This is a genomic window from Streptomyces sp. NBC_00122, from assembly GCF_045160845.1.
Lineage (GTDB): Bacteria > Actinomycetota > Actinomycetes > Streptomycetales > Streptomycetaceae > Streptomyces.
Window position 1 is genome coordinate 2,275,827 of sequence record NZ_CP108191.1, and the last position, 18,761, is coordinate 2,294,587.

13 protein-coding genes are annotated in these 18,761 nt (G+C 71.5%); 7 read left to right on the plus strand and 6 right to left on the minus strand.

Annotation, left to right across the window (positions count from 1 at the left end; all coding sequences use genetic code 11):
* Positions 1-154 precede the first annotated feature (154 nt).
* The gene (locus OG737_RS10745) at positions 155-2,407 is read left to right on the plus strand and encodes a CDP-glycerol glycerophosphotransferase family protein (RefSeq protein ID WP_405921464.1); all 2,253 of its coding nucleotides are present in this window, start codon (positions 155-157) and stop codon (positions 2,405-2,407) included.
* Between the two features lie 54 nt (positions 2,408-2,461).
* Here the strand turns inward: OG737_RS10745 and OG737_RS10750 are convergent, their stop codons facing one another.
* Positions 2,462-3,079 (minus strand): TetR/AcrR family transcriptional regulator, encoded by a 618-nt coding sequence (locus OG737_RS10750; protein WP_328925977.1) that lies wholly within the window; start codon positions 3,077-3,079, stop codon positions 2,462-2,464.
* Between the two features lie 131 nt (positions 3,080-3,210).
* Between OG737_RS10750 and OG737_RS10755 the strand changes: the two genes are divergently transcribed.
* Positions 3,211-4,116, plus strand: coding sequence for an ABC transporter permease (locus tag OG737_RS10755; protein ID WP_328925978.1), 906 nt, complete (start codon positions 3,211-3,213; stop codon positions 4,114-4,116).
* A complete protein-coding gene (locus OG737_RS10760; protein WP_405921465.1) occupies positions 4,109-4,885 on the plus strand; it encodes an ABC transporter ATP-binding protein in 777 nt (258 codons plus the stop codon). Before OG737_RS10755 ends, OG737_RS10760 begins: the two co-directional genes overlap by 8 nt.
* 89 nt (positions 4,886-4,974) lie before the next feature.
* On the opposite strand, the gene OG737_RS10765 is transcribed toward OG737_RS10760, so the two are convergent.
* From OG737_RS10765 to OG737_RS10775, 3 genes are all read right to left on the minus strand, one after another.
* A complete protein-coding gene (locus OG737_RS10765) occupies positions 4,975-9,954 on the minus strand; it encodes an NAD-glutamate dehydrogenase (RefSeq protein WP_328925980.1) in 4,980 nt (1,659 codons plus the stop codon).
* 367 nt (positions 9,955-10,321) lie between these two features.
* Complete coding sequence (locus OG737_RS10770; protein ID WP_328925981.1) at positions 10,322-10,978, minus strand: HAD family hydrolase; 657 nt, start codon at positions 10,976-10,978, stop codon at positions 10,322-10,324.
* Positions 10,975-11,475, minus strand: coding sequence for a DUF6912 family protein (locus OG737_RS10775; protein ID WP_328925982.1), 501 nt, complete (start codon positions 11,473-11,475; stop codon positions 10,975-10,977). Before OG737_RS10775 ends, OG737_RS10770 begins: the two co-directional genes overlap by 4 nt.
* Positions 11,476-11,816: 341 nt before the next feature.
* Between OG737_RS10775 and OG737_RS10780 the strand changes: the two genes are divergently transcribed.
* Positions 11,817-12,263, plus strand: a complete 447-nt coding sequence (locus tag OG737_RS10780; protein WP_405922411.1) for an Rv3235 family protein — start codon at positions 11,817-11,819, stop codon at positions 12,261-12,263.
* A gap of 154 nt (positions 12,264-12,417) precedes the next feature.
* Here OG737_RS10780 and secA read toward each other — a convergent pair whose 3' ends face one another.
* Positions 12,418-15,219, minus strand: coding sequence for a preprotein translocase subunit SecA (gene secA / locus OG737_RS10785; protein ID WP_328925983.1), 2,802 nt, complete (start codon positions 15,217-15,219; stop codon positions 12,418-12,420).
* A gap of 239 nt (positions 15,220-15,458) precedes the next feature.
* On the opposite strand from secA, the gene OG737_RS10790 reads away from it, so the two are divergent.
* Genes OG737_RS10790 through OG737_RS10800 form a run of 3 tightly spaced genes read left to right on the plus strand, consistent with a single transcriptional unit; the run spans position 15,459 to position 17,837 of the window.
* Positions 15,459-16,043: a GNAT family N-acetyltransferase gene (locus OG737_RS10790; protein ID WP_328925984.1), complete on the plus strand. Its 585-nt coding sequence runs from the start codon at positions 15,459-15,461 to the stop codon at positions 16,041-16,043.
* Between the two features lie 20 nt (positions 16,044-16,063).
* The gene (locus OG737_RS10795; RefSeq protein ID WP_405921466.1) at positions 16,064-16,645 is read left to right on the plus strand and encodes a GNAT family N-acetyltransferase; all 582 of its coding nucleotides are present in this window, start codon (positions 16,064-16,066) and stop codon (positions 16,643-16,645) included.
* 10 nt (positions 16,646-16,655) lie between these two features.
* Positions 16,656-17,837: a winged helix-turn-helix domain-containing protein gene (locus tag OG737_RS10800; protein WP_405921467.1), complete on the plus strand. Its 1,182-nt coding sequence runs from the start codon at positions 16,656-16,658 to the stop codon at positions 17,835-17,837.
* 66 nt (positions 17,838-17,903) lie between these two features.
* Here OG737_RS10800 and OG737_RS10805 read toward each other — a convergent pair whose 3' ends face one another.
* The gene (locus OG737_RS10805) at positions 17,904-18,656 is read right to left on the minus strand and encodes a response regulator transcription factor (RefSeq protein ID WP_328925987.1); all 753 of its coding nucleotides are present in this window, start codon (positions 18,654-18,656) and stop codon (positions 17,904-17,906) included.
* Positions 18,657-18,761: the final 105 nt, after the last annotated feature.

Here is an 18,761-nt window from a genome sequence, read left to right on the forward strand (position 1 = left end):
GTTGACGCTGCGTAACCCGATTGCCGCACACCGCGTAACCCGATCGCCACGCGGGGGGTTCCTTGGGGCACTCCCCCAGCCTCCGGCGGGGGGGACCCCCACCCAGCGGTAGCTGGGGGAGCCAGATGCCTGCCCGCCGACCCCTGGATGTGCCGTGCCCCGGTTCAGCGTCATCGTGCCCGCGTACAAGGTCCAGGCGTACCTCCAGGAGAGTCTGGACTCGGTCCTGACGCAGTCGTACCCGGATCTGGAGCTGATCGCGGTCGACGACGCCTCCCCGGACGCCTGCGGCTCGATCATCGACGAGTACGCGGCCCGCGACCCCCGGGTCACCGCGGTGCACCTGGCGCACAACCTCGGGCTGGGCCCGGCCCGGGGCGCGGGCCTGGCCCGGGCCACGGGCGACTACCTGGTCTTCCTCGACGGCGACGACACCCTGGCCCCGGGCGCCCTGCAGGCCATCACCGACCGGCTGAAGGCCACCGGCTCCCCCGACGTCCTGATCTACGACTACGCGCGCACCTTCTGGACCGGCGAACTGGTGCGCAACCGCCTCTCGCACCGGTTGTCCGAGGAAGGCCCGGCCAGCTTCCGCCTCGCCGACCGCCCGGCCCTGCTCGGCATGCTGATGGTGGTGTGGAACAAGGCCTACCGCCGCGAGTACGTGGAGCGCGAGGGCTTCACGTTCCCGCCCGGCTTCTACGAGGACACCCCCTGGACCTACCCGGCGCTGCTGGCCGCGGAGTCCGTCGCCGTCCTGGACCGGGTCTGCGTGCACTACCGCCAGCGGCGCACGGGGTCGATCCTGACCACCTCCAGCCGCCGCCACCTCGACATCTTCGACCAGTACGACCGGGTCTTCGGCTACCTCGCGGGCCGTCCCGAGCTGGAGCGCTGGCGCCCCGCCGTGCACCGGCGGATGGCCGAGCACTTCTGCGCCCTGTACGCCGACCCGCGCCGCCTCCCGCGCGCGAGCCGGCCCGAGTTCTTCGGCCGGGCCTGCGCCCTGCTGCGCCGCCACCGGGCCCCGGGCGGCGCGGGCCCCCTGCCGCTGCCCCTGTCCCGGACCGACCGCGTGCGGCACACCCTGATGCGGCTGGGCACCCGGCGCACGTACCGGCTGCTGTCGGTCCTGCGCTCGGCGGCGCTGGCGGCGGGGCGCGGCGGCTCGGCCCTGTGGCGGGGGCTGCGCGAGACCGCTCTGCGCCTGCACTACCGGATCCAGCGGCTCCTGCCCCTGCGCCCGGAGCTGGCGGTCTTCTCCGCGTACTGGCACGGCGGCTACGCCTGCAACCCGGCGGCGATCGAGGCGAAGCTGCGGGAGCTGGCGCCCCGGATGCGGACGGCGTGGATCTGCGACCCTGCGCACGCGCCGACCCTGCCCCGGGAGACGGCGGCGCTGCGCCCGGGATCGGCGGCCTACTGGTCGGCCCTCGCCAGGGCCACGTACCTGGTCACGAACGTCAACTTCGAGCGCAGCCTGGTCAAGCGCCCAGGCCAGATCCTGGTCCAGACCCAGCACGGGACCCCGCTCAAGCGGGTCGGCCTCGATCTCCAGGACCGGCCGGCGGCCACCCCGACCACGGACTTCGCGGGCCTGCTGCGGGGCGCCGACCAGTGGGACTACCTGCTCTCCGCGAACCGGCACTCCACGCTGGTCTGGGAGAAGGCCGTCCCGTCCGCCTACTCCACGCTCGAATACGGTTACCCGCGCAACGACGTGTTCCACCGCGCCACCCAGGCGGACGTCCTCGACCTCCGCGAGCGGCTCGGCATCGCGCCGGGCTCGACGGCGGTCCTGTACGCGCCCACGCACCGCGACTACCGGCGCAGCCGGCCGGACCACCTGGACTTCGAGCGGGTGCTGCGCGATCTCGGGCCGCGGTTCACGCTGCTGGTGCGCACGCACCTGACGTACGCGGGCGCCCCGGCGGCCGCCCGCGACCCGCACCCCCGCCTGATCGACGTCTCCTCGTACCCCTCGGTGGAGGAACTCTGCCTGGCCTCGGACGCGTTGGTGACGGACTACTCGTCCCTGATGTTCGACTACGCGGCGCTGGACCGGCCGATCGTGATCCACGCGGACGACTGGGAGGCGTACGAGGCCGCCCGCGGCACCTACTTCGACCTCCGCTCCTGCCCGCCGGGGGCGATCGCCCGCACGGAGGACGAGCTCGTGGACATCTTCGCCACCGGCCACTGGCGGGGCTCGCGCTCCGCCCAGCTGCGGTCCGCCTTCCGCACGCGCTTCTGCCCGTACGACGACGGGCACGCGGCCGAGCGCGTCGTGCGCCGCGTCTTCCTGGGCCAGTCCGCCCCGCTCCCGCCGGTCGTCCCGCTGGAGGACCGCCGGCCCACCCCCGCGGCGCCGGCCCTTGCCCCGGCTCTGTCCCCGGTCCGGCCGTAGCGGCCGCGGGCGGCTGGCGGGGCGACTGCCGGAGCGCCCGCCGGGGCCCAGGCGTCAGGCGGCCCGCAGGCCCGCGACGACCGAGCGGGCCAGCTCGTCCAGGTAGCCGGCGGGGACGGCGTCGCGGACGACCACCTGCCGCCAGTACAGCGGCCCGATCGCCAGATCGAGCGCCCGCCCCGGGTCGGTGCCCTCCGGCAGCTCGCCCCGCGCGACCGCGCCGGAGACGATCCCCTCCGCCATCCGCCGCTGCCCGTCCAGCAGCGCACCGCGCACCGCGTCCGCGATCTCGGGATTGCGCGCCGCCTCGACCAGCAGGTCTGGGATCACCGCCGAGGCCACCGGGTGCCGCATCACGTGCGACATGACCTCCAGCAGGGCTCGTACGTCCCCGTACAGCGACCCCGTCTCCGGCACCGGCAGGCCGTCGGCCGCGAAAGCGCCCACCAGGTCCAGGACCAGGTGCAGCTTCGACTTCCACCGCCGGTAGACCGCGGTCTTCCCGACGCCCGCGCGCCGGGCGATGCCCTCGATGGACATCCGAGAGAAGCCGACCGCGGCCAGTTCCTCGACGACCGCGTCGCGGATCGCCTCGGTCACGTCCTCGCGCAGGACGGCGGCCCCGGCGGGGGCACGGCGGGCGGGGGTGGCGGCGGCAGGCTCCGTGGTCATGCACACAGCATAGCTTCGCGCGTCACGACGATACGGTTGCGTTCCGACGCGTCGCGCCCTAACCTCACCGTAGCGACGATACGGACCCGTCCCATCGCCACCGGCCCCCGACTCCGGCGAAAGCGACCCTTGTGACCACCGCGACCGCACCCAAGACCCCACCCGCTCCCGCGACCCCCGCGGAGCTGGCCGCCGCCCACGGCCTGACGCTCAGCGGCGCCCGCCCCACGCTCCCCCGCTACATCGCGGAGCTCTGGGGCCGCCGCCACTTCGTCACCGCCTACGCGACGGCCCGCATGCAGGCCACGTACAGCACGGCGAAGCTCGGCCAGGTCTGGCACCTGGTGACCCCGCTGCTCAACGCGACGGTGTACTACTTCATCTTCGGCATCGTCATGCGCGCCAGCCACGGCGTGCCGGACTACGTGCCGTTCCTGATCACCGGCGTCTTCGTCTGGGACTTCATCGGCAGCTCCATCAACGCCGGAACCCGCGCCGTCCACAGCAACCTCGGCCTGGTCCGCGCCCTGCACTTCCCCCGCGCGAGCCTGCCCATCTCCACCGTCATCCAGCTCTTCCAGCAGCTGCTCGTCACCATGGGCGCCCTGGTCATCCTGCTGCTCGCCTTCGGCCAGGCACCCGCCCTGTCCTGGTTCCTGGCCGTCCCGGCCCTGCTGCTGACGGCCTTCTTCGCCGCCGGCTGCGCGATGGTGCTGGCCCGCATCGGCAGCAAGAGCCCGGACGTCAGCCAGCTGATGCCGTTCATCCTGCGCACCTGGATGTACTCCTCGGGCGTCATGTGGTCCATCGACTCGATGCTCAAGACGGACCACCTGCCGCACTGGGTGTCGATGCTGCTGGGGCTCAACCCGGCGGCCGTCTACATCGACCTGATGCGCTTCGCGCTGATCGACAGCTTCCAGGCGCACTCGCTCCCGCACCACGTGTGGCCGATCGCCATCGGCTGGGCCCTGCTCGCCGGCGTCGGCGGATTCATCTACTTCTGGAAGGCTGAGGAGGAGTACGGCCGTGGCTGACACCGCAACGAAGACCCGCGTCCCCACGGTGATCGCGGACGAGGTCCACGTCGTCTACAAGGTCCACGCGGGCGGCCGCAGGGGCGGCGCCACCGCCGCGCTCAGCCGGATCTTCTCCCGCAAGCCCGCCCCCGGCGTGCGCGAGGTGCACGCCGTCAAGGGCGTCAGCTTCACCGCGTACAAGGGCGAGGCCATCGGCCTCATCGGCTCCAACGGCTCGGGCAAGTCCACCCTGCTCAAAGCCATCGCCGGCCTCCAGCCGGTGGCCTCCGGCGCGGTCTACTCGCACGGCCAGCCGTCGCTCCTCGGCGTGAACGCGGCCCTGATGAACGACCTGACCGGCGAACGCAACGTCATCCTCGGCGGCCTCGCGATGGGCATGTCCAGGCAGCAGGTCCACGAGCGCTACCAGGACATCGTCGACTTCTCCGGCATCAACGAGAAGGGTGACTTCATCTCCCTGCCCATGCGTACGTACTCCTCCGGCATGGGCGCCCGGCTGCGGTTCTCCATCGCCGCCGCCAAGGACCACGACGTGCTGATGATCGACGAGGCCCTGGCCACGGGCGACGCCGCCTTCCAGCGGCGCAGCCAGGCCCGCATCGAGGAACTCCGCGAGCACGCGGGCACCGTCTTCCTCGTCAGCCACGGCATCAACACGGTCCGCGAGACCTGCGACCGCGCGATCTGGCTGGAGTCGGGCGTCCTGCGCATGGACGGCCCCTCCGCCGAGGTCTGCGACGCGTACGAGGCCTTCACCAGGGGCTGAGCGGCCTCGTCCACGCAACGCGGCCGCGCAAGCCGAAGGCCCCGGCCCCCGGAGTTGTTCCGGGGGCCGGGGCCTTGTGCTCAGCGGGTTCAGGTGTGCGCGCGCAGCAGGCTGCGCATCGTCCGCATCGCCACCGACAGGTTCGCCAGGTCGAAGTCGTCCGAGCCCCGGATCTCGTCCAGGGTCGTCCGGGCCCGCCCGATGATCGCCGCGTTCTTCTCCTCCCAGGCCTGGAAGCGCTCCTCGGGAGTCGAGCTGCCGTTGCCCACCGACAGCACGTCGGCGGTCAGGGCCCCGTGCGCCGCGAACAGGTCCTCGCGGATGGAGGCGCGGGCCATGGACTGCCAGCGGTCGGCCCGCGGCAGCTCGATGATCCGGTCCATCAGCTGGGTGATGTCGAGCCGGTCGGCGAGGTCGTAGTAGACCTCGGCGACGTCCAGCGGAGCCACACCGGTGCGGTCCGCGATCGCGACGACGTCGAGCGTCGGGAAGGCCGAGGAGAAGCCGGCGACCTTGGCCGCCAGTTCCTCCGGGACACCCTCGCCCGTCAGCTCGTCCATGATCGACTGGTACCACTCCAGGTCCGCGCCGCGCACCAGCTTCGGCAGCTCGGCCCAGACGTGCGCGACCCGCTCCGCGAAGAAGTCGATGGTCTCGGTGATCTGGAGCGGCTGCGGCCGGTTGTTCAGCAGCCAGCGCGTACCGCGCTCGACCAGGCGCCGCGAGTGCAGCCGGATCCGGGTCTGGACGGCGGCCGCGACCTTGTTGTCGAGGGCCTCGACCGAGTCCCACACCTCGGCCAGGCCGAAGATCTCGCGGGCCGCGAGCTGCGCCCGGACGATCTCCTCCGTGGAGGCGCCGGTCTCCTCGCGCAGGCGGTGCAGGAAGGTCGAACCACCCGTGTTGACCGTGTCGTTGACCAGGAGCGTGGTGATGATCTCCCGGCGCAGTGCGTGCCCGTCGACCTGCTCGGGGAACTTCTCGCGCAGGGCGGCCGGGAAGTAGGCGAAGAGCAGGCGGCGCAGGTACGGGTCGTCCGGCAGCCCGGTGGCGATGAGCTCGTCCGCCACCGTGATCTTGGTGTAGGCGAACAGGACGGCCAGCTCCGGCTGGGTCAGGCCCCTGCCGTTGCCGAGCAGTTCACGGATCTGCCGGTCGGCGGGCAGGAACTCCAGCTCCCGGTTGAGCAGCCCCGCGCCCTCCAGGCGGCGCATGAAGCGCTGCTGCGCGTGGAGCAGGCTGGGGGCCTGCGCCGCGCCGTTGGCGAGCGCCGTGTTCTGCGCGTAGTTGTTGCGCAGCACCAGACCGCCGACCTCGTCGGTCATCTCGGCGAGCAGCTTGTTGCGCTGCTTGACGGTCATGTCGCCGTCCGCGACGACCGCGTTGAGCAGGATCTTGATGTTCACCTCGTGGTCGGAGGTGTCCACGCCGGCGCTGTTGTCGATGGCGTCGGTGTTGATCTTGCCGCCCTCGCCGTCGGCGCCGGAGCGGGCGAACTCGATCCGGCCGAGCTGGGTCAGACCCAGGTTGCCGCCCTCGCCGATGACCTTGGCCCGGACGTCGGAGCCGTTGACGCGGATGGCGTCGTTGGCCTTGTCGCCGACGTCCGCGTGCGTCTCGGCCGTGGCCTTGACGTACGTACCGATGCCGCCGTTCCACACCAGGTCCACGGGGGCCTTGAGGATCGCCTGCATCAGCTCGGCCGGGGTCATCTTGGTGATGCCCGCCTCGATGCCGAGGGCCGCGCGCATCGGCGCGGTGACCGGGACGGCCTTCGCGGAACGCGGGTGGATGCCGCCGCCCGCCGAGATCAGCGAGGTGTCGTAGTCGGCCCACGAGGAACGCGGCAGCTCGAACAGGCGGCGGCGCTCGGCGTAGGAGGTGGCCGCGTCCGGCTCCGGGTCGATGAAGATGTGCCGGTGGTCGAAGGCCGCGACCAGGCGGATGTGCTCGGAGAGCAGCATGCCGTTGCCGAAGACGTCGCCGGACATGTCGCCGACGCCGACGACGGTGAAGTCCTGCGTCTGGGTGTCGTGGCCCAGCTCGCGGAAGTGCCGCTTGACGGACTCCCACGCGCCGCGGGCGGTGATGCCCATGCCCTTGTGGTCGTAACCGGCCGAGCCGCCGGAGGCGAAGGCGTCGCCGAGCCAGAAGTTGTACGAGACGGCGACCTCGTTGGCGATGTCCGAGAACGTCGCGGTGCCCTTGTCGGCGGCGACGACGAGGTACGTGTCGTCCTCGTCGTGGCGGACCACGTCCTGCGGCGGCACGACCTCGCCCGCCACCAGGTTGTCGGTGATGTCGAGCAGCGCCGAGATGAAGGTGCGGTAGCAGGCGACGCCCTCGGCGAGCCATGCGTCACGGTCCACGGACGGGTCCGGGAGCTGCTTGGCGACGAAGCCGCCCTTGGCGCCGACCGGCACGATCACCGTGTTCTTCACCATCTGCGCCTTGACCAGGCCGAGGATCTCCGTACGGAAGTCCTCACGCCGGTCGGACCAGCGCAGACCACCGCGCGCGACCTTGCCGAAGCGCAGGTGCACGCCCTCGACCCGCGGCGAGTACACCCAGATCTCGTACGCCGGGCGGGGCGCCGGCAGGTCCGGGATGGCCTGGGGATCGAACTTCATCGACACGTAGTCGTGCCACTCGAAGCCCCGGGCCTCCTGGAAGAAGTTGGTCCGCAGCGTCGCCTTGATCAGGGTGAGGAAGGCCCGCAGGATGCGGTCCTCGTCGAGCGAGGCGACCTGGTCCAGGGCCCCGTCCAGCTCCTCCAGCATGGCGTCGATGAGCTCGGTGCCGGCGGTCTGCCGTGCGGGCGACATCCGGGCCTCGAACAGCGAGACCAGCAGCCGGGTGGTGTGGACGTTGTTGCGGAGGGTGTCCTCCATGTAGTCCTGGCTGAAGGTGGAGCCCGCCTGGCGCAGGTACTTGGCGTACGCGCGCAGGACGACGGCCTGCCGCCAGGTCAGCCCGGCGCTCAGCACCAGGGTGTTGAAGTTGTCGTTCTCCGCCTTGCCGGTCCATACGGCCGCGAAGGCCTCCTGGAAGCGCTCGCGGGCGTCGTCGCCGGCGTAGTTCGACGCCGCCGCGCCGTCGCCGGTACCGGCGGCGGGCATCCGCAGACCGAAGTCGTAGATCCAGGCGCTGACCCGGTCGGTGCGGCGCAGCTCGTACGGGCGCTCGTCGGTGACCTCGACGCCCAGGCGCTGCAGCACCGGCAGGACCGCGGAGAGCGAGACCTGCTCGCCGGTGCGGTAGATCTTGAAGCGGCGCTCGCCGGGGGCCGCGCCGACCGGCTCGTACAGCGAGAGCGCGAACGGCCGTTCGCTGGCGGAGAGCCGCTCCAGGTGGCAGAGGTCGGCGACGGCGGCGCGCGGCGAGTGGTCGGCCTTGTAGCCCTCGGGGAACGAGGTGCCGTACTTGCGCAGCAGCTCGGCGGCGCGCTCCTCTCCGAGCTCGGCGACCAGGGCCTCGCCGAAGCCGTCGGCCCAGGAGCGGGCGGCGTCGACCAGGCGGCCCTCGATGCGCTCGACGTCGGCGTCGGTGAGGACGGGCAGTTCCTTGCCCTGCGGGACGCGGACGACGAAGTGGATGCGCGAGAGGATCGACTCGGTGTTCCAGGCCGTGAAGTCGACGCTGATGCCGCCGAGCTCCTCCTTCAGGATGTCCATCAGGCGCAGCCGGACGCCGGTGGTGAACCGGTCACGCGGCAGGTAGACGAGGGCCGAGTAGTAGCGGCCGTACTCGTCCTGACGCAGGTACAGCCGCAGCCGGCGGCGTTCCTGGAGGTACAGGACGGAGGTGACGATCGACTGGAGCTGGTCGACGGGCGTCTGGAACAGCTCGTCGCGCGGGTACGTCTCCAGGATCTGCAGCAGGTCGCGGCCGTCGTGGCTGGACGGCGCGAAACCGGCCCGCTCCAGGACCTCGGCGACCTTGCGGCGGACGACCGGGACGCGGCGCACCGACTCGGTGTACGCGGCGGAGGAGAACAGGCCGAGGAAGCGGCGCTCGCCGACGACGTTGCCGTCGGCGTCGAACTTCTTGACGCCCACGTAGTCGAGGTACGAGGGGCGGTGCACGGTGGAGCGGCTGTTGGCCTTGGTCAGCACCAGCAGGCGGTGCTCGCGGGCCTTGGCGCGCGCGTCGGCGGGCAGCCGGTTGAAGGACGGCGAGACGGGGTGGCCGTCGTCCTTGCCGCTGTGGTGCGGGTCGGAGCGCAGGATGCCGAGGCCGGTACCGGGGACGGCGGCGAGGGCGTCGCCGTCGACGAGGTTGTACTCGCGGTAGCCGAGGAAGGTGAAGTGGTCGTCCGAGAGCCAGCGCAGCAGCTCGCGGGCCTCTTCGAGCTCGTACTCGCGCAGGTCCGGGGCGGTCGGCTCGTCGGGCAGGCCTTCGGCGATGCGCAGCGCCGCGTCGCGCATCTTCTCCCAGTCCTCGACGGACTCACGCACGTCGGACAGGATGCGCAGCAGATCGCCGTTGATCTGCTTGAGGTCGGCGCGGTCGGTCTCGCGGTCGATCTCGACGTGGATCCAGGACTCGACGAGGGAGTCGTGGGGGCGCGCGGTGCGGGGACCGTGCGCGTCGCAGTCGGGACCGAGGATCTCGATCAGCTTGCCGGTGACGTCACGGCGGACGACGACCTGCGGGTGGATCACGACGTGGATGCCGCGGCCCTGCCGGGACAGCTCGTTGGTCACGGAGTCGACGAGGAAGGGCATGTCGTCCGTGACGACCTCGACGACGGAGTGGCTGGAGGTCCAGCCGTTCTCCTCGACGGTGGGCGTGTGCACGCGCACGCTCGCGGTGCCCTGCGGGCGGTTCTCCGCCAGCCGGTAGTGCGAGAGCGCCGCACCGAACACGTCGACCGGGTCCCGGTCCAACAGGTCCTCGGGGGCGGTGTGCAGGTAGTAGCGCTGGAGGTAGGAGAGCACTGTGTCCCGGTCGGGATGCTCCCCCTGCTCGGACCCAGTCGGAAGTAGCCCCCCGGCCGGGCTGTTCTCAGCTACCCGGGCCGCCCGCGCGAGCAGCTCGGCCTTTGCTTCGTCCAGCTTGGTCTGCATGTCCTCTGGCTCCTGTCGCGCGCCATTGCGTGACGTAGGTGAAGGAAGGAATGGCGTAGCGCCGCGAGGCGGGATGTCCGTCCGGGATCGACGCTATGCCGTCGAGAAGGCCTGCCGGGAGGGAATCGGCCATGATCGGCGAGAGGTCCCGGCGGCGGAAATCAGCGAAGGCCCGGGCACGGTTGTGCGCCGGGCGCAGGCCGGAGGCTCCAGTGCCCCCGATGACTATCGCGCTGATCACGGGTACAAGGCTATCTCGCCCCACCCCCAGGTCGTCATGCACTGCTTCTGTACAAATCTTGGGGTAGAACTTTGACACTCTGGCCAGCGACGGGACGAGCAGTCCGTGCACTGGCGTGTCCAGCCCTTATTCGGACAGCTCGCGAGCTGTCCGAACGGCGTCTGCCAGGGTGTCGACGACGGGGACACCGGCCGATTCGAGACTGGCGCGGCTGTGCGAGCCGCCCGTGTAGAGCACGGCCCGGGCGCCGACGTGGGCCGCGGCGAGCGCGTCGTCCACGGCGTCTCCGATGAGGACCGTACGTTCCGCGGTCACGCCCGTCCCGTCCAGGGCGGTCAGGTGGCGTACGAGATGCCCTGCCTTGCTGGTGTGGGAGGGACCGATCCGCCCGTCGACGCGCAGGAAGTGCCCGTCGATGCCGTGGAACCGTACCAGCGGCACGAGCTTGTCGTGGGGCGCCAGCGAGAGCAGCGACTGGGTGAGCCCGTCCCGCTGCCAGTCCCGGAGCAGCTCCCGGGCCCCTTCGGTGAGCCCGGCGTCCTCGGCGGCGGCCCAGTAGTGCCGGTGGAACGTGTCGTCCATGACCAGCCACTCGTCCTCGGTGGGCAGCCGGCCCATGAGGCGCTCGTAGAACTTGGGCACCGGTACGACGTACAGCTCGCGGTAGGTCTCCAGGGTGATCGGCGCGAAGCCGAACTCGGCGAAGGAGGCATTGGTCGCGGCGATCACGGCGTCGATGTCGTGGAGGAGGGTGCCGTTCCAGTCCCAGACTATGTGTGTCACTTGAGCAGCCCCGGGATCTCCTGCACGCCGAACCACAGCAGCTCGTGGTCCTCGGCGCCGTCGACGGTGAACTGCGCGTCGTCGTCCCCGGCGTCGGCGGCGTCGACGGCCGCCGCGGCGGCGGCCACGGTCTCCTCGGCGTCGTCGGCGTCGACGTGCACGGCGGCGGCCACGGTGAGGCGTACGGCGTCGGCCAGGGCGACCTGGCCGAGGGCGGCCTCGTCGACCCCGGGCGTGGCGGTGGCGGCCTTGTCGGCGACGTCCAGGGCGACGACGACCCGCCTGCGCGGGGCCGCCGGGTCGGCGGCGATCAGCCGCAGGGAGGCGGCCGCGGCGCGGCTGAGGGCCGCGTACTCCAGCTCCTCGATGTCGTCCGACACGTACCACTCGCGCAGCCCGGGCGTGACGGCGTACGCACGCAGCGGGGCGGGGCCCAGCTCACCCGCCTTGTGCGCCTCGGCGAGCCCGGGGAGGGTCAGGGGGACGTACACGCGCATGGCCGGCTGCTTTCGGTAGTCGGAAACGTCCTCAGGATACGACCGCGCCCGCCGCCACCGGGAGACGGACGGCCGGGCCCCCTGTGGGTGACGGCCGTCGTCCCCCTTCGGGGTGCCCCGGCGGGACCCGCGGCCGTCCACCCCGGTCCCTTCGCGCCCGCCGCCGAGGCCCCGGCCGGGCAGGCCGGGCACTCGGATAGGTGAACCGTGCCCCGGGCGGGGCGGGGGTGCCCGGACGGTTGCGGAGCGTGTTCGCCGGCCGTAGAAGATCCCCATCAAGTTACCGCCCGGTACCGCTCCGGGCCCGGCCTGTTCGGGGGCAGATCGCGATGGACACCACGATGCGCGGCACGATCGGCGGCGAGGCGGCCCGCCGCCGGACCGGCGGCCAGTCGTCCCGGACCCGGCCGGCCGGGCGGCGCGACACCCGGCGCCCGGCGGCCCCGCCGCGGGCCCTGCGGCTCGGCCCGCACCACTGGTTCGCCGAACGCCTCCTGGCGGTCGTCAGCGGCCTCAGGCCGGTCCACTCGCTCCTCGGCCACACCGTCGGCCCGGCCTACCAGCAGCTGGTCACCCTCGCTCCTTCGGGCTGGGGAGGGACCGGGCTCGGCCGCCCGCGCCCGGTCGTGCGCCAGTGCGGCCGCTTCACCCCGGGCCCCGGTGTCATCGAGGCCTTCGCCCGCATCGCCACGGGCGACCGCATGACGGCGATGGCCTTCCGCCTGGAGCAGGGCCCGGACCTGCGCTGGCGCTGCGCGGCGATCGAGATCCAGGGCCCGCGCCCCTGATCCGCAAGAGGCGGCCCTCAACGGCCCCAGCGGCCCGCGCGGCCCACCCCGAACCGAGGCCGGGACACCGGGGCCGGGACACCGGCACAACGCGGCCGGGGCCGGACACCACGTACGGTGTCCGGCCCCGGCCGGTGACTCGACCCCAGCGGGGCTACTTCTTGCGACGACGCCCGCCGGCGGCCTTCTGCGCCTTGCGGCGCTCCGCCCGCGTCATCCCGTCACCGTCACCGGCGCCGTCGGACTCGAAGTCGCCCTCGACCACACCGCCCTCACCGTCGACGGTCGGCGCCGAGAAGTGCAGCCGGTCCGGCCGCTGCGGAGCGTCCAGCCCCTTCGCCCGGATCTCCGGACGGGCCATCGCACCCGCCGGCTCCTTCGTCAGCGACGGCGCCGCCTCCTGCACCGGAACCTCCTCGACCTGCTGCTCGACCTGGACCTCCAGGTTGAACAGGTAGCCGACGGACTCCTCCTTGATGCCGTCCTGCATGGCGTTGAACATGTCGAAGCCCTCGCGCTGGTACTCGACCAGCGGGTCCTTCTGGGCCATCGCCCGCAGGCCGATGCCCTCCTGCAGGTAGTCCATCTCGTACAGGTGCTCACGCCACTTGCGGTCCAGCACCGACAGCACCACGCGGCGCTCCAGCTCGCGCATGATGTCGGAACCGAGCGTCTTCTCGCGCGCCGAGTACTGCTCGTGGATGTCGTCCTTGATGGACTCCGCGATGAACTCGGCGGTGATGCCCGCCCGGTCGCCCGCGGCGTCCTCCAGCTCCTCGATGGTGACCTTCACCGGGTAGAGCTGCTTGAAGGCGCCCCACAGGCGCTCCAGGTCCCACTCCTCGGCGAAGCCCTCGACCGTCTCGGCCGCGATGTACGCGTCGATCGTGTCGTCCATCATGAAGCGGACCTGCTCCTGGAGGTCCTCGCCCTCAAGGACGCGGCGGCGCTCGCGGTAGATGACCTCACGCTGGCTGTTGAGGACCTCGTCGTACTTCAGGACGTTCTTGCGCGTCTCGAAGTTCTGGGTCTCCACCTGCGACTGGGCCGACGCGATCGCGCGCGTCACCATCTTGTTCTCGATCGGCACGTCGTCCGGCACGTTGGCCATGGCCATGACGCGCTCGACCATCTGCGCCTTGAACAGGCGCATCAGGTCGTCGCCCAGCGACAGGTAGAAGCGGGACTCGCCCGGGTCGCCCTGACGGCCGGAACGGCCGCGCAGCTGGTTGTCGATACGGCGCGACTCGTGGCGCTCGGTGCCCAGCACATACAGCCCGCCGAGCTCCTTGACCTCCTCGAACTCGGCCTTCACGGCCGCCTCGGCCCTGGTGAGCGCCTCGGGCAGGGCGTGCGCCCACTCCTCGATGTGCTCCTCCGGGTCCAGGCCGCGCTGGCGCAGCTCGGCCTCGGCGAGGTCGTCCGGGTTGCCGCCGAGCTTGATGTCGGTACCGCGGCCGGCCATGTTCGTGGCGACGGTGACGGCGCCCCGGCGGCCGGCCTGGGCGACGATCGTGGCCTCACGGTCGTGCTGCTTGGCGTTGAGCACCTCGTGCGGGATGCCGCGCTTGGAGAGCTGCTGGGAGAGGTACTCGGACTTCTCGACCGACGTCGTACCGACGAGGATCGGCTGGCCCTTCTCGTGCTTCTCCGCGATGTCGTCGACGACGGCGGCGAACTTCGCGACCTCGGTCCGGTAGATCAGGTCCGGCTGGTCCCTGCGGACCATGTCGCGGTTGGTCGGGATCGGGACGACACCGAGCTTGTAGATCTGGTGGAACTCGGCGGCCTCGGTCATGGCCGTACCGGTCATGCCCGACAGCTTCGAGTAGAGGCGGAAGAAGTTCTGCAGGGTGATCGTCGCAAGGGTCTGGTTCTCGTCCTTGATGTCCACCCCTTCCTTCGCCTCGATCGCCTGGTGCATGCCCTCGTTGTAGCGGCGGCCGGCGAGGATACGGCCGGTGTGCTCGTCGACGATCATGACTTCGCCGTCGAGGACGACGTAGTCCTTGTCCTTCTTGAACAGTTCCTTCGCCTTGATGGCGTTGTTCAGGTAGCCGACGAGCGGGGTGTTCACCGACTCGTAGAGGTTCTCGATGCCGAGCCAGTCCTCGACCTTGGCGACACCGACCTCGTGGATGGCGACGGTGCGCTTCTTCTCGTCGACCTCGTAGTCGCCGGTCTCCTCGATGCCCTTCAGCGGCTGGCCGGGCTCGCCCTTCTTCAGGCGGGTGACCAGCTTCGCGAAGTCGCCGTACCACTTCGTGGCCTGGTCGGCCGGACCGGAGATGATCAGCGGGGTACGGGCCTCGTCGACGAGGATCGAGTCGACCTCGTCGACCACGGCGAAGTTGTGGCCGCGCTGGACGAGCTCGTCCTGGGACCACGCCATGTTGTCGCGCAGGTAGTCGAAGCCGAACTCGTTGTTCGTGCCGTACGTGATGTCGCAGCTGTACTGCTCGCGACGCTGCGCCGGCGACATGTTCGCCAGGATGCAGCCGACCTCCAGGCCGAGGAACTTGTGCACCCGGCCCATCAGCTCGGAGTCGCGCTCGGCGAGGTAGTCGTTCACCGTGATCAGGTGGACGCCCTTGCCGGACAGCGCGTTCAGGTACGCGGGCAGGGTGCCGACGAGGGTCTTGCCCTCACCGGTCTTCATCTCGGCCACGTAGCCGAGGTGCAGCGCGGCACCGCCCATGATCTGGACGTCGTAGTGCCGCTGGCCGAGGACGCGCTTGGCGGACTCGCGCACCGTCGCGAAGGCCTCGGGCAGCAGGTCGTCCAGGCTCTCGCCGTCCTGGAAACGCTGCTTGTACTCGTCCGTGAGCGCACGCAACTCGGCGTCGGAGAGGTTGACGAAGTCCTCTTCGATGGAGTTGACCTGGTCCGCGATGCGGTGCAGTTTGCGCAGGATCTTGCCTTCGCCTGCACGCATGAGCTTGTTGAAGACGGACACCGAGGTTTGTCTCCTTGCCGGTCGGGCCTGGGCACTGTACGTACACGGGCACGGCAGGTGGGCCCCACCGTAACGGCCATCGTAAGCGAGGACGTGGTCGCGCCGGGAGGTCCGCCGTAGCCGCGAGGGCGCGGGTGCCCGTATTGAGAACGTACGGGTGACACGGAAGGTGCCGCTTCCTCCCCGAGATTCCCGAAAAGTGTTCGCCCGGGAACCGGCGGCGGCAGCAGAATCCGTTCATGGAGCCCACCACACTGACCACCGACCGGCTCGTGCTGAGGCCGTTCGCCCCCTCCGACGAGGACGAGGTGTACGCGGCCGCCCAGGACCCGGACATCCAGCGCTGGACGATGGTCCCCTCCCCCTACGAGCGCGAACACGCCCGCAGCTTCGTCGGCGAGCTGGTGCCGGGCGGCTGGCGAGACGACACCGGCTACTCCTTCGCCGTCCGCCTCGGCCCCGGCGGCCCGCTGGTCGCCGCCGTCGGCGTCCACGTACACGAGGTCTTCGGGACGAACTCGTACGAGATCGGCTACTGGGCGACCAAGGAGTACCGCGGGCACGGCTACATGACCGAGGCCGTCACCGCCGTCGCCCGCTGGGCCTTCACCGAGCTGGGCGCCGTACGCCTGGAGTGGCGCGCCGAGGCCGGCAACGCCGGCTCGCGGGCCGTCGCCGAGAAGGCGGGCTTCCGGGTGGAAGGGCTCCTGCGGGCCTCCCTGTACCGCGCGGGCTCCGTGCGCGATTCCTGGGTGGGCGCTCTGCTGCCCTCGGACCTCGGCCTGACCTCCGCGGTGCCCTACCTGCCGTCGGCCGCCGACTAGCCGATCGGCAGAATCCGGTCATGGAGCCGATCACACTGACCACCGAGCGCCTCGTGCTGCGTCCCCACACGCCCGGGGACGCGGCCGAGGTGCACGCCGCCTGCCAGGACCCCGAGATCCAGCGCTGGATCTCGGTGCCGGTCCCGTACGAGCCCGCGCACGCGGAGAAGTACGTGACGCAGAGCGTCCCGGCCGGGTGGCGCGAGGACACCGCGTACAACTTCGCCGTGCGGCTCGGGGCCGACGGCCCCCTCGTCGCCACGCTCGCCGTGCACCGGACGGGCGCGCACACCCACGAGATCGGGTACTGGACCGTCGCCGGTCACCGCGGCCGCGGCTACATGACCGAAGCCCTGCGGGCCGCCGTCCGCTGGGCGTTCACCGAGGCGGGCGTCGTACGGCTGGTCTGGCGCGCCGGGGTCGGCAACGACGGCTCCCGCGCCGTCGCCGAGCGGGCGGGCTTCCTGATCGAGGGCGTCCAGCGCGCCGGCATGGAACACGGCGGCGCGCTGCTGGACTGCTGTGCGGGCGCGCTGCTCCCGTCCGACCTGGGCCTGCCCTCCCGCCTCCCGTACGAGCCCGCCGTCAGTGGCGCCGCCTAGGCTTCGGCGCATGACCAGCCTGCCGCCGCCGACCGTGTCCCTCTCCGCCGACGAGGCCCGCCGGATCGCCCTGCGCGCGCAGGGCCTCCTCGGGGCGCCCGACCGCCGCGGCGGGGTCCGCGGCGTCCTGCGCCACCTGGGCGCCGTACAGCTGGACACGATCTCGGTCCTGGCCCGCTCGCACGAACTGATCCCGTACGCCCGCCTGGGCGCCGTCGGCCGCGGCACGGTGGAGCGGGCCTACTGGTCCGGCCATCACGCCTTCGAGTACTGGTCGCACGCGGCCTGCATCCTCCCCATCGAGGAATGGCCGCATTTCGCCTTCCGGCGCCGCGCCCGCCGGGCCCGCGGCCACCGCTGGCACGTCCTCCAGGACAAGGAACGCTCGACGAAGGCGGTCCTCGACCGGCTCCGGGCCGACGGCCCGCTGACCTCGACCGAGCTGGGCGGCGCCAAGAACGGCGGCGAGTGGTTCGAGTGGTCCGAGACCAAGATCGCGGTGGAGTGGCTGCTCGACACCGGTGAGGTGGTGTGCTGCGAGCGCCGCGGCTGGAAGCGGGTGTACGACCTGCCCGAGCGCGCCGTCCCCGACGCACTGCTCCACGACGACCTGGACGACCGCGAGTGCGTGCGCCGCCTGGTCGCCCTCGCCGGCCGGTCACTGGGCCTGGGCACCCGCGCCGACATCGCGGACTACCACCGGCTGGGGGGCGAGCAGGTCGACGCGGTGATCGCGGACTCCGGGCTGGTACCGGTCACGGTGGAGGGCTGGGCGAAGCAGGCGTGGGCGGACCCTGCGGCCCTCGCGACGGCCCCCAGGGGCCGCCACCGCACGACGCTGCTCTCCCCCTTCGACTCGCTGGTCTGGGACCGCCCCCGCACGGAGCGGATCTTCGGCTTCACGCACCGCCTCGAGGCGTACGTCCCCAAGCCGAAGCGGATACACGGGTACTTCGCCATGCCGCTGCTCGCGGGCGGCCTGCTCCAGGGCCGCGTCGATCCGGGCCGCGAGGGCAAGACCCTGGTCGCCCGCCAGCTCTCCCTGACGTCGCCGAAGGCTGCCCGCCCGATGGCGCAGGCCCTGCGGGAGGCGGCGGAGTGGGTCGGCTGCGACGCGGTCCGCGTCGAGCGCGCCCAGAGCCCCCAGGAGGCCGCCGCCGTCGTGGCGGAGCTGGCCGTGCTGCCGGGGTAGGCCGGGCTGGCGGGCCAGGCCGGGCCGGCGGGCTGACCCGGTCCGGCCGACCTGCCACGGAGGCGGCTAGCGGATTTCGAGGATCTTCTCGCGCATCGCGTAGACCACGGCTTCCATCCGGGAGTGCAGCTGCAGCTTCTCCAGGATGTTGCGGACGTGGTTCTTCACCGTGTTCTCGGAGATGAACAACTGCTTGGCGATGTCACGGTTGTTCATGCCGGTGGCCACCAGCTTCAGGACCTCCAGCTCCCGGTCCGTCAGCCTCGGCGCCGGCACCAGCCGCCGCTCGTCGGTCCGCTGGATCATCGACTTGAACTCGGTGAGCAGCTTCGACGCCATCGACGGGCTGATCTGCGACTGGCCGTCCGCCACCGCCCGGATCGCCGTGGCCACCTCGTCCGTCGAGATCTCCTTCAGGAGGTACCCGGTCGCACCCGCCTTGATCGCGTCGTAGAGGTCCGCCTCCTCGTCGCTGATCGTCAGCATGATGATCTTCGCGGAGGGGGCCACCTCCTTGATCGAGGTGCACGCCTCGATCCCGCCGCGCCGGGGCATCCGTACGTCCATCAGCACGATGTCCGGCAGCAGGTCGGCCGCCTTGTCCACGGCCTCCGCCCCGTCCCCCGCCTCACCGACGACCTGGATGTCCTCTTCCTGCGCGAGGACGATTTCCAGCCCTCGCCGGAACAGCGCGTGGTCGTCGACCACGAGTACCCGGATGGGCTCCCCGGCCGGCGAGCCGGCGAGCTCCGCCGCCGCGTCCGCCGCACGGCAGCCCGCACCGTCGTCACCGCGCACCGGCCCGAAGCTGTCCGCCATCGTTCCTCCCCCTGCCCCTGCCCCTGCATGTGCCGAACCGCTGGGCCAACCGGACGGGCTCCGCCGCCGGTTGACTGCCCGCCATGATTCCATGCCCGCGGCACG

Bases quoted from the DNA above. Each gene is read 5' to 3' on its own strand.
- OG737_RS10750 (WP_328925977.1), bottom strand. From the start codon at position 3,079: ATGACCACGGAGCCTGCCGCCGCCACCCCCGCCCGCCGTGCCCCCGCC.
- OG737_RS10765 (WP_328925980.1), bottom strand. From the start codon at position 9,954: ATGCAGACCAAGCTGGACGAAGCAAAGGCCGAGCTGCTCGCGCGGGCG.
- OG737_RS10775 (WP_328925982.1), bottom strand. From the start codon at position 11,475: ATGCGCGTGTACGTCCCCCTGACCCTCCCCGGGCTCGCCGAGGCGCAC.
- OG737_RS10780 (WP_405922411.1), top strand. From the start codon at position 11,817: ATGCGCGGCACGATCGGCGGCGAGGCGGCCCGCCGCCGGACCGGCGGC.
- OG737_RS10790 (WP_328925984.1), top strand. From the start codon at position 15,459: ATGGAGCCCACCACACTGACCACCGACCGGCTCGTGCTGAGGCCGTTC.
- OG737_RS10795 (WP_405921466.1), top strand. From the start codon at position 16,064: ATGGAGCCGATCACACTGACCACCGAGCGCCTCGTGCTGCGTCCCCAC.
- OG737_RS10800 (WP_405921467.1), top strand. From the start codon at position 16,656: ATGACCAGCCTGCCGCCGCCGACCGTGTCCCTCTCCGCCGACGAGGCC.
- OG737_RS10805 (WP_328925987.1), bottom strand. From the start codon at position 18,656: ATGGCGGACAGCTTCGGGCCGGTGCGCGGTGACGACGGTGCGGGCTGC.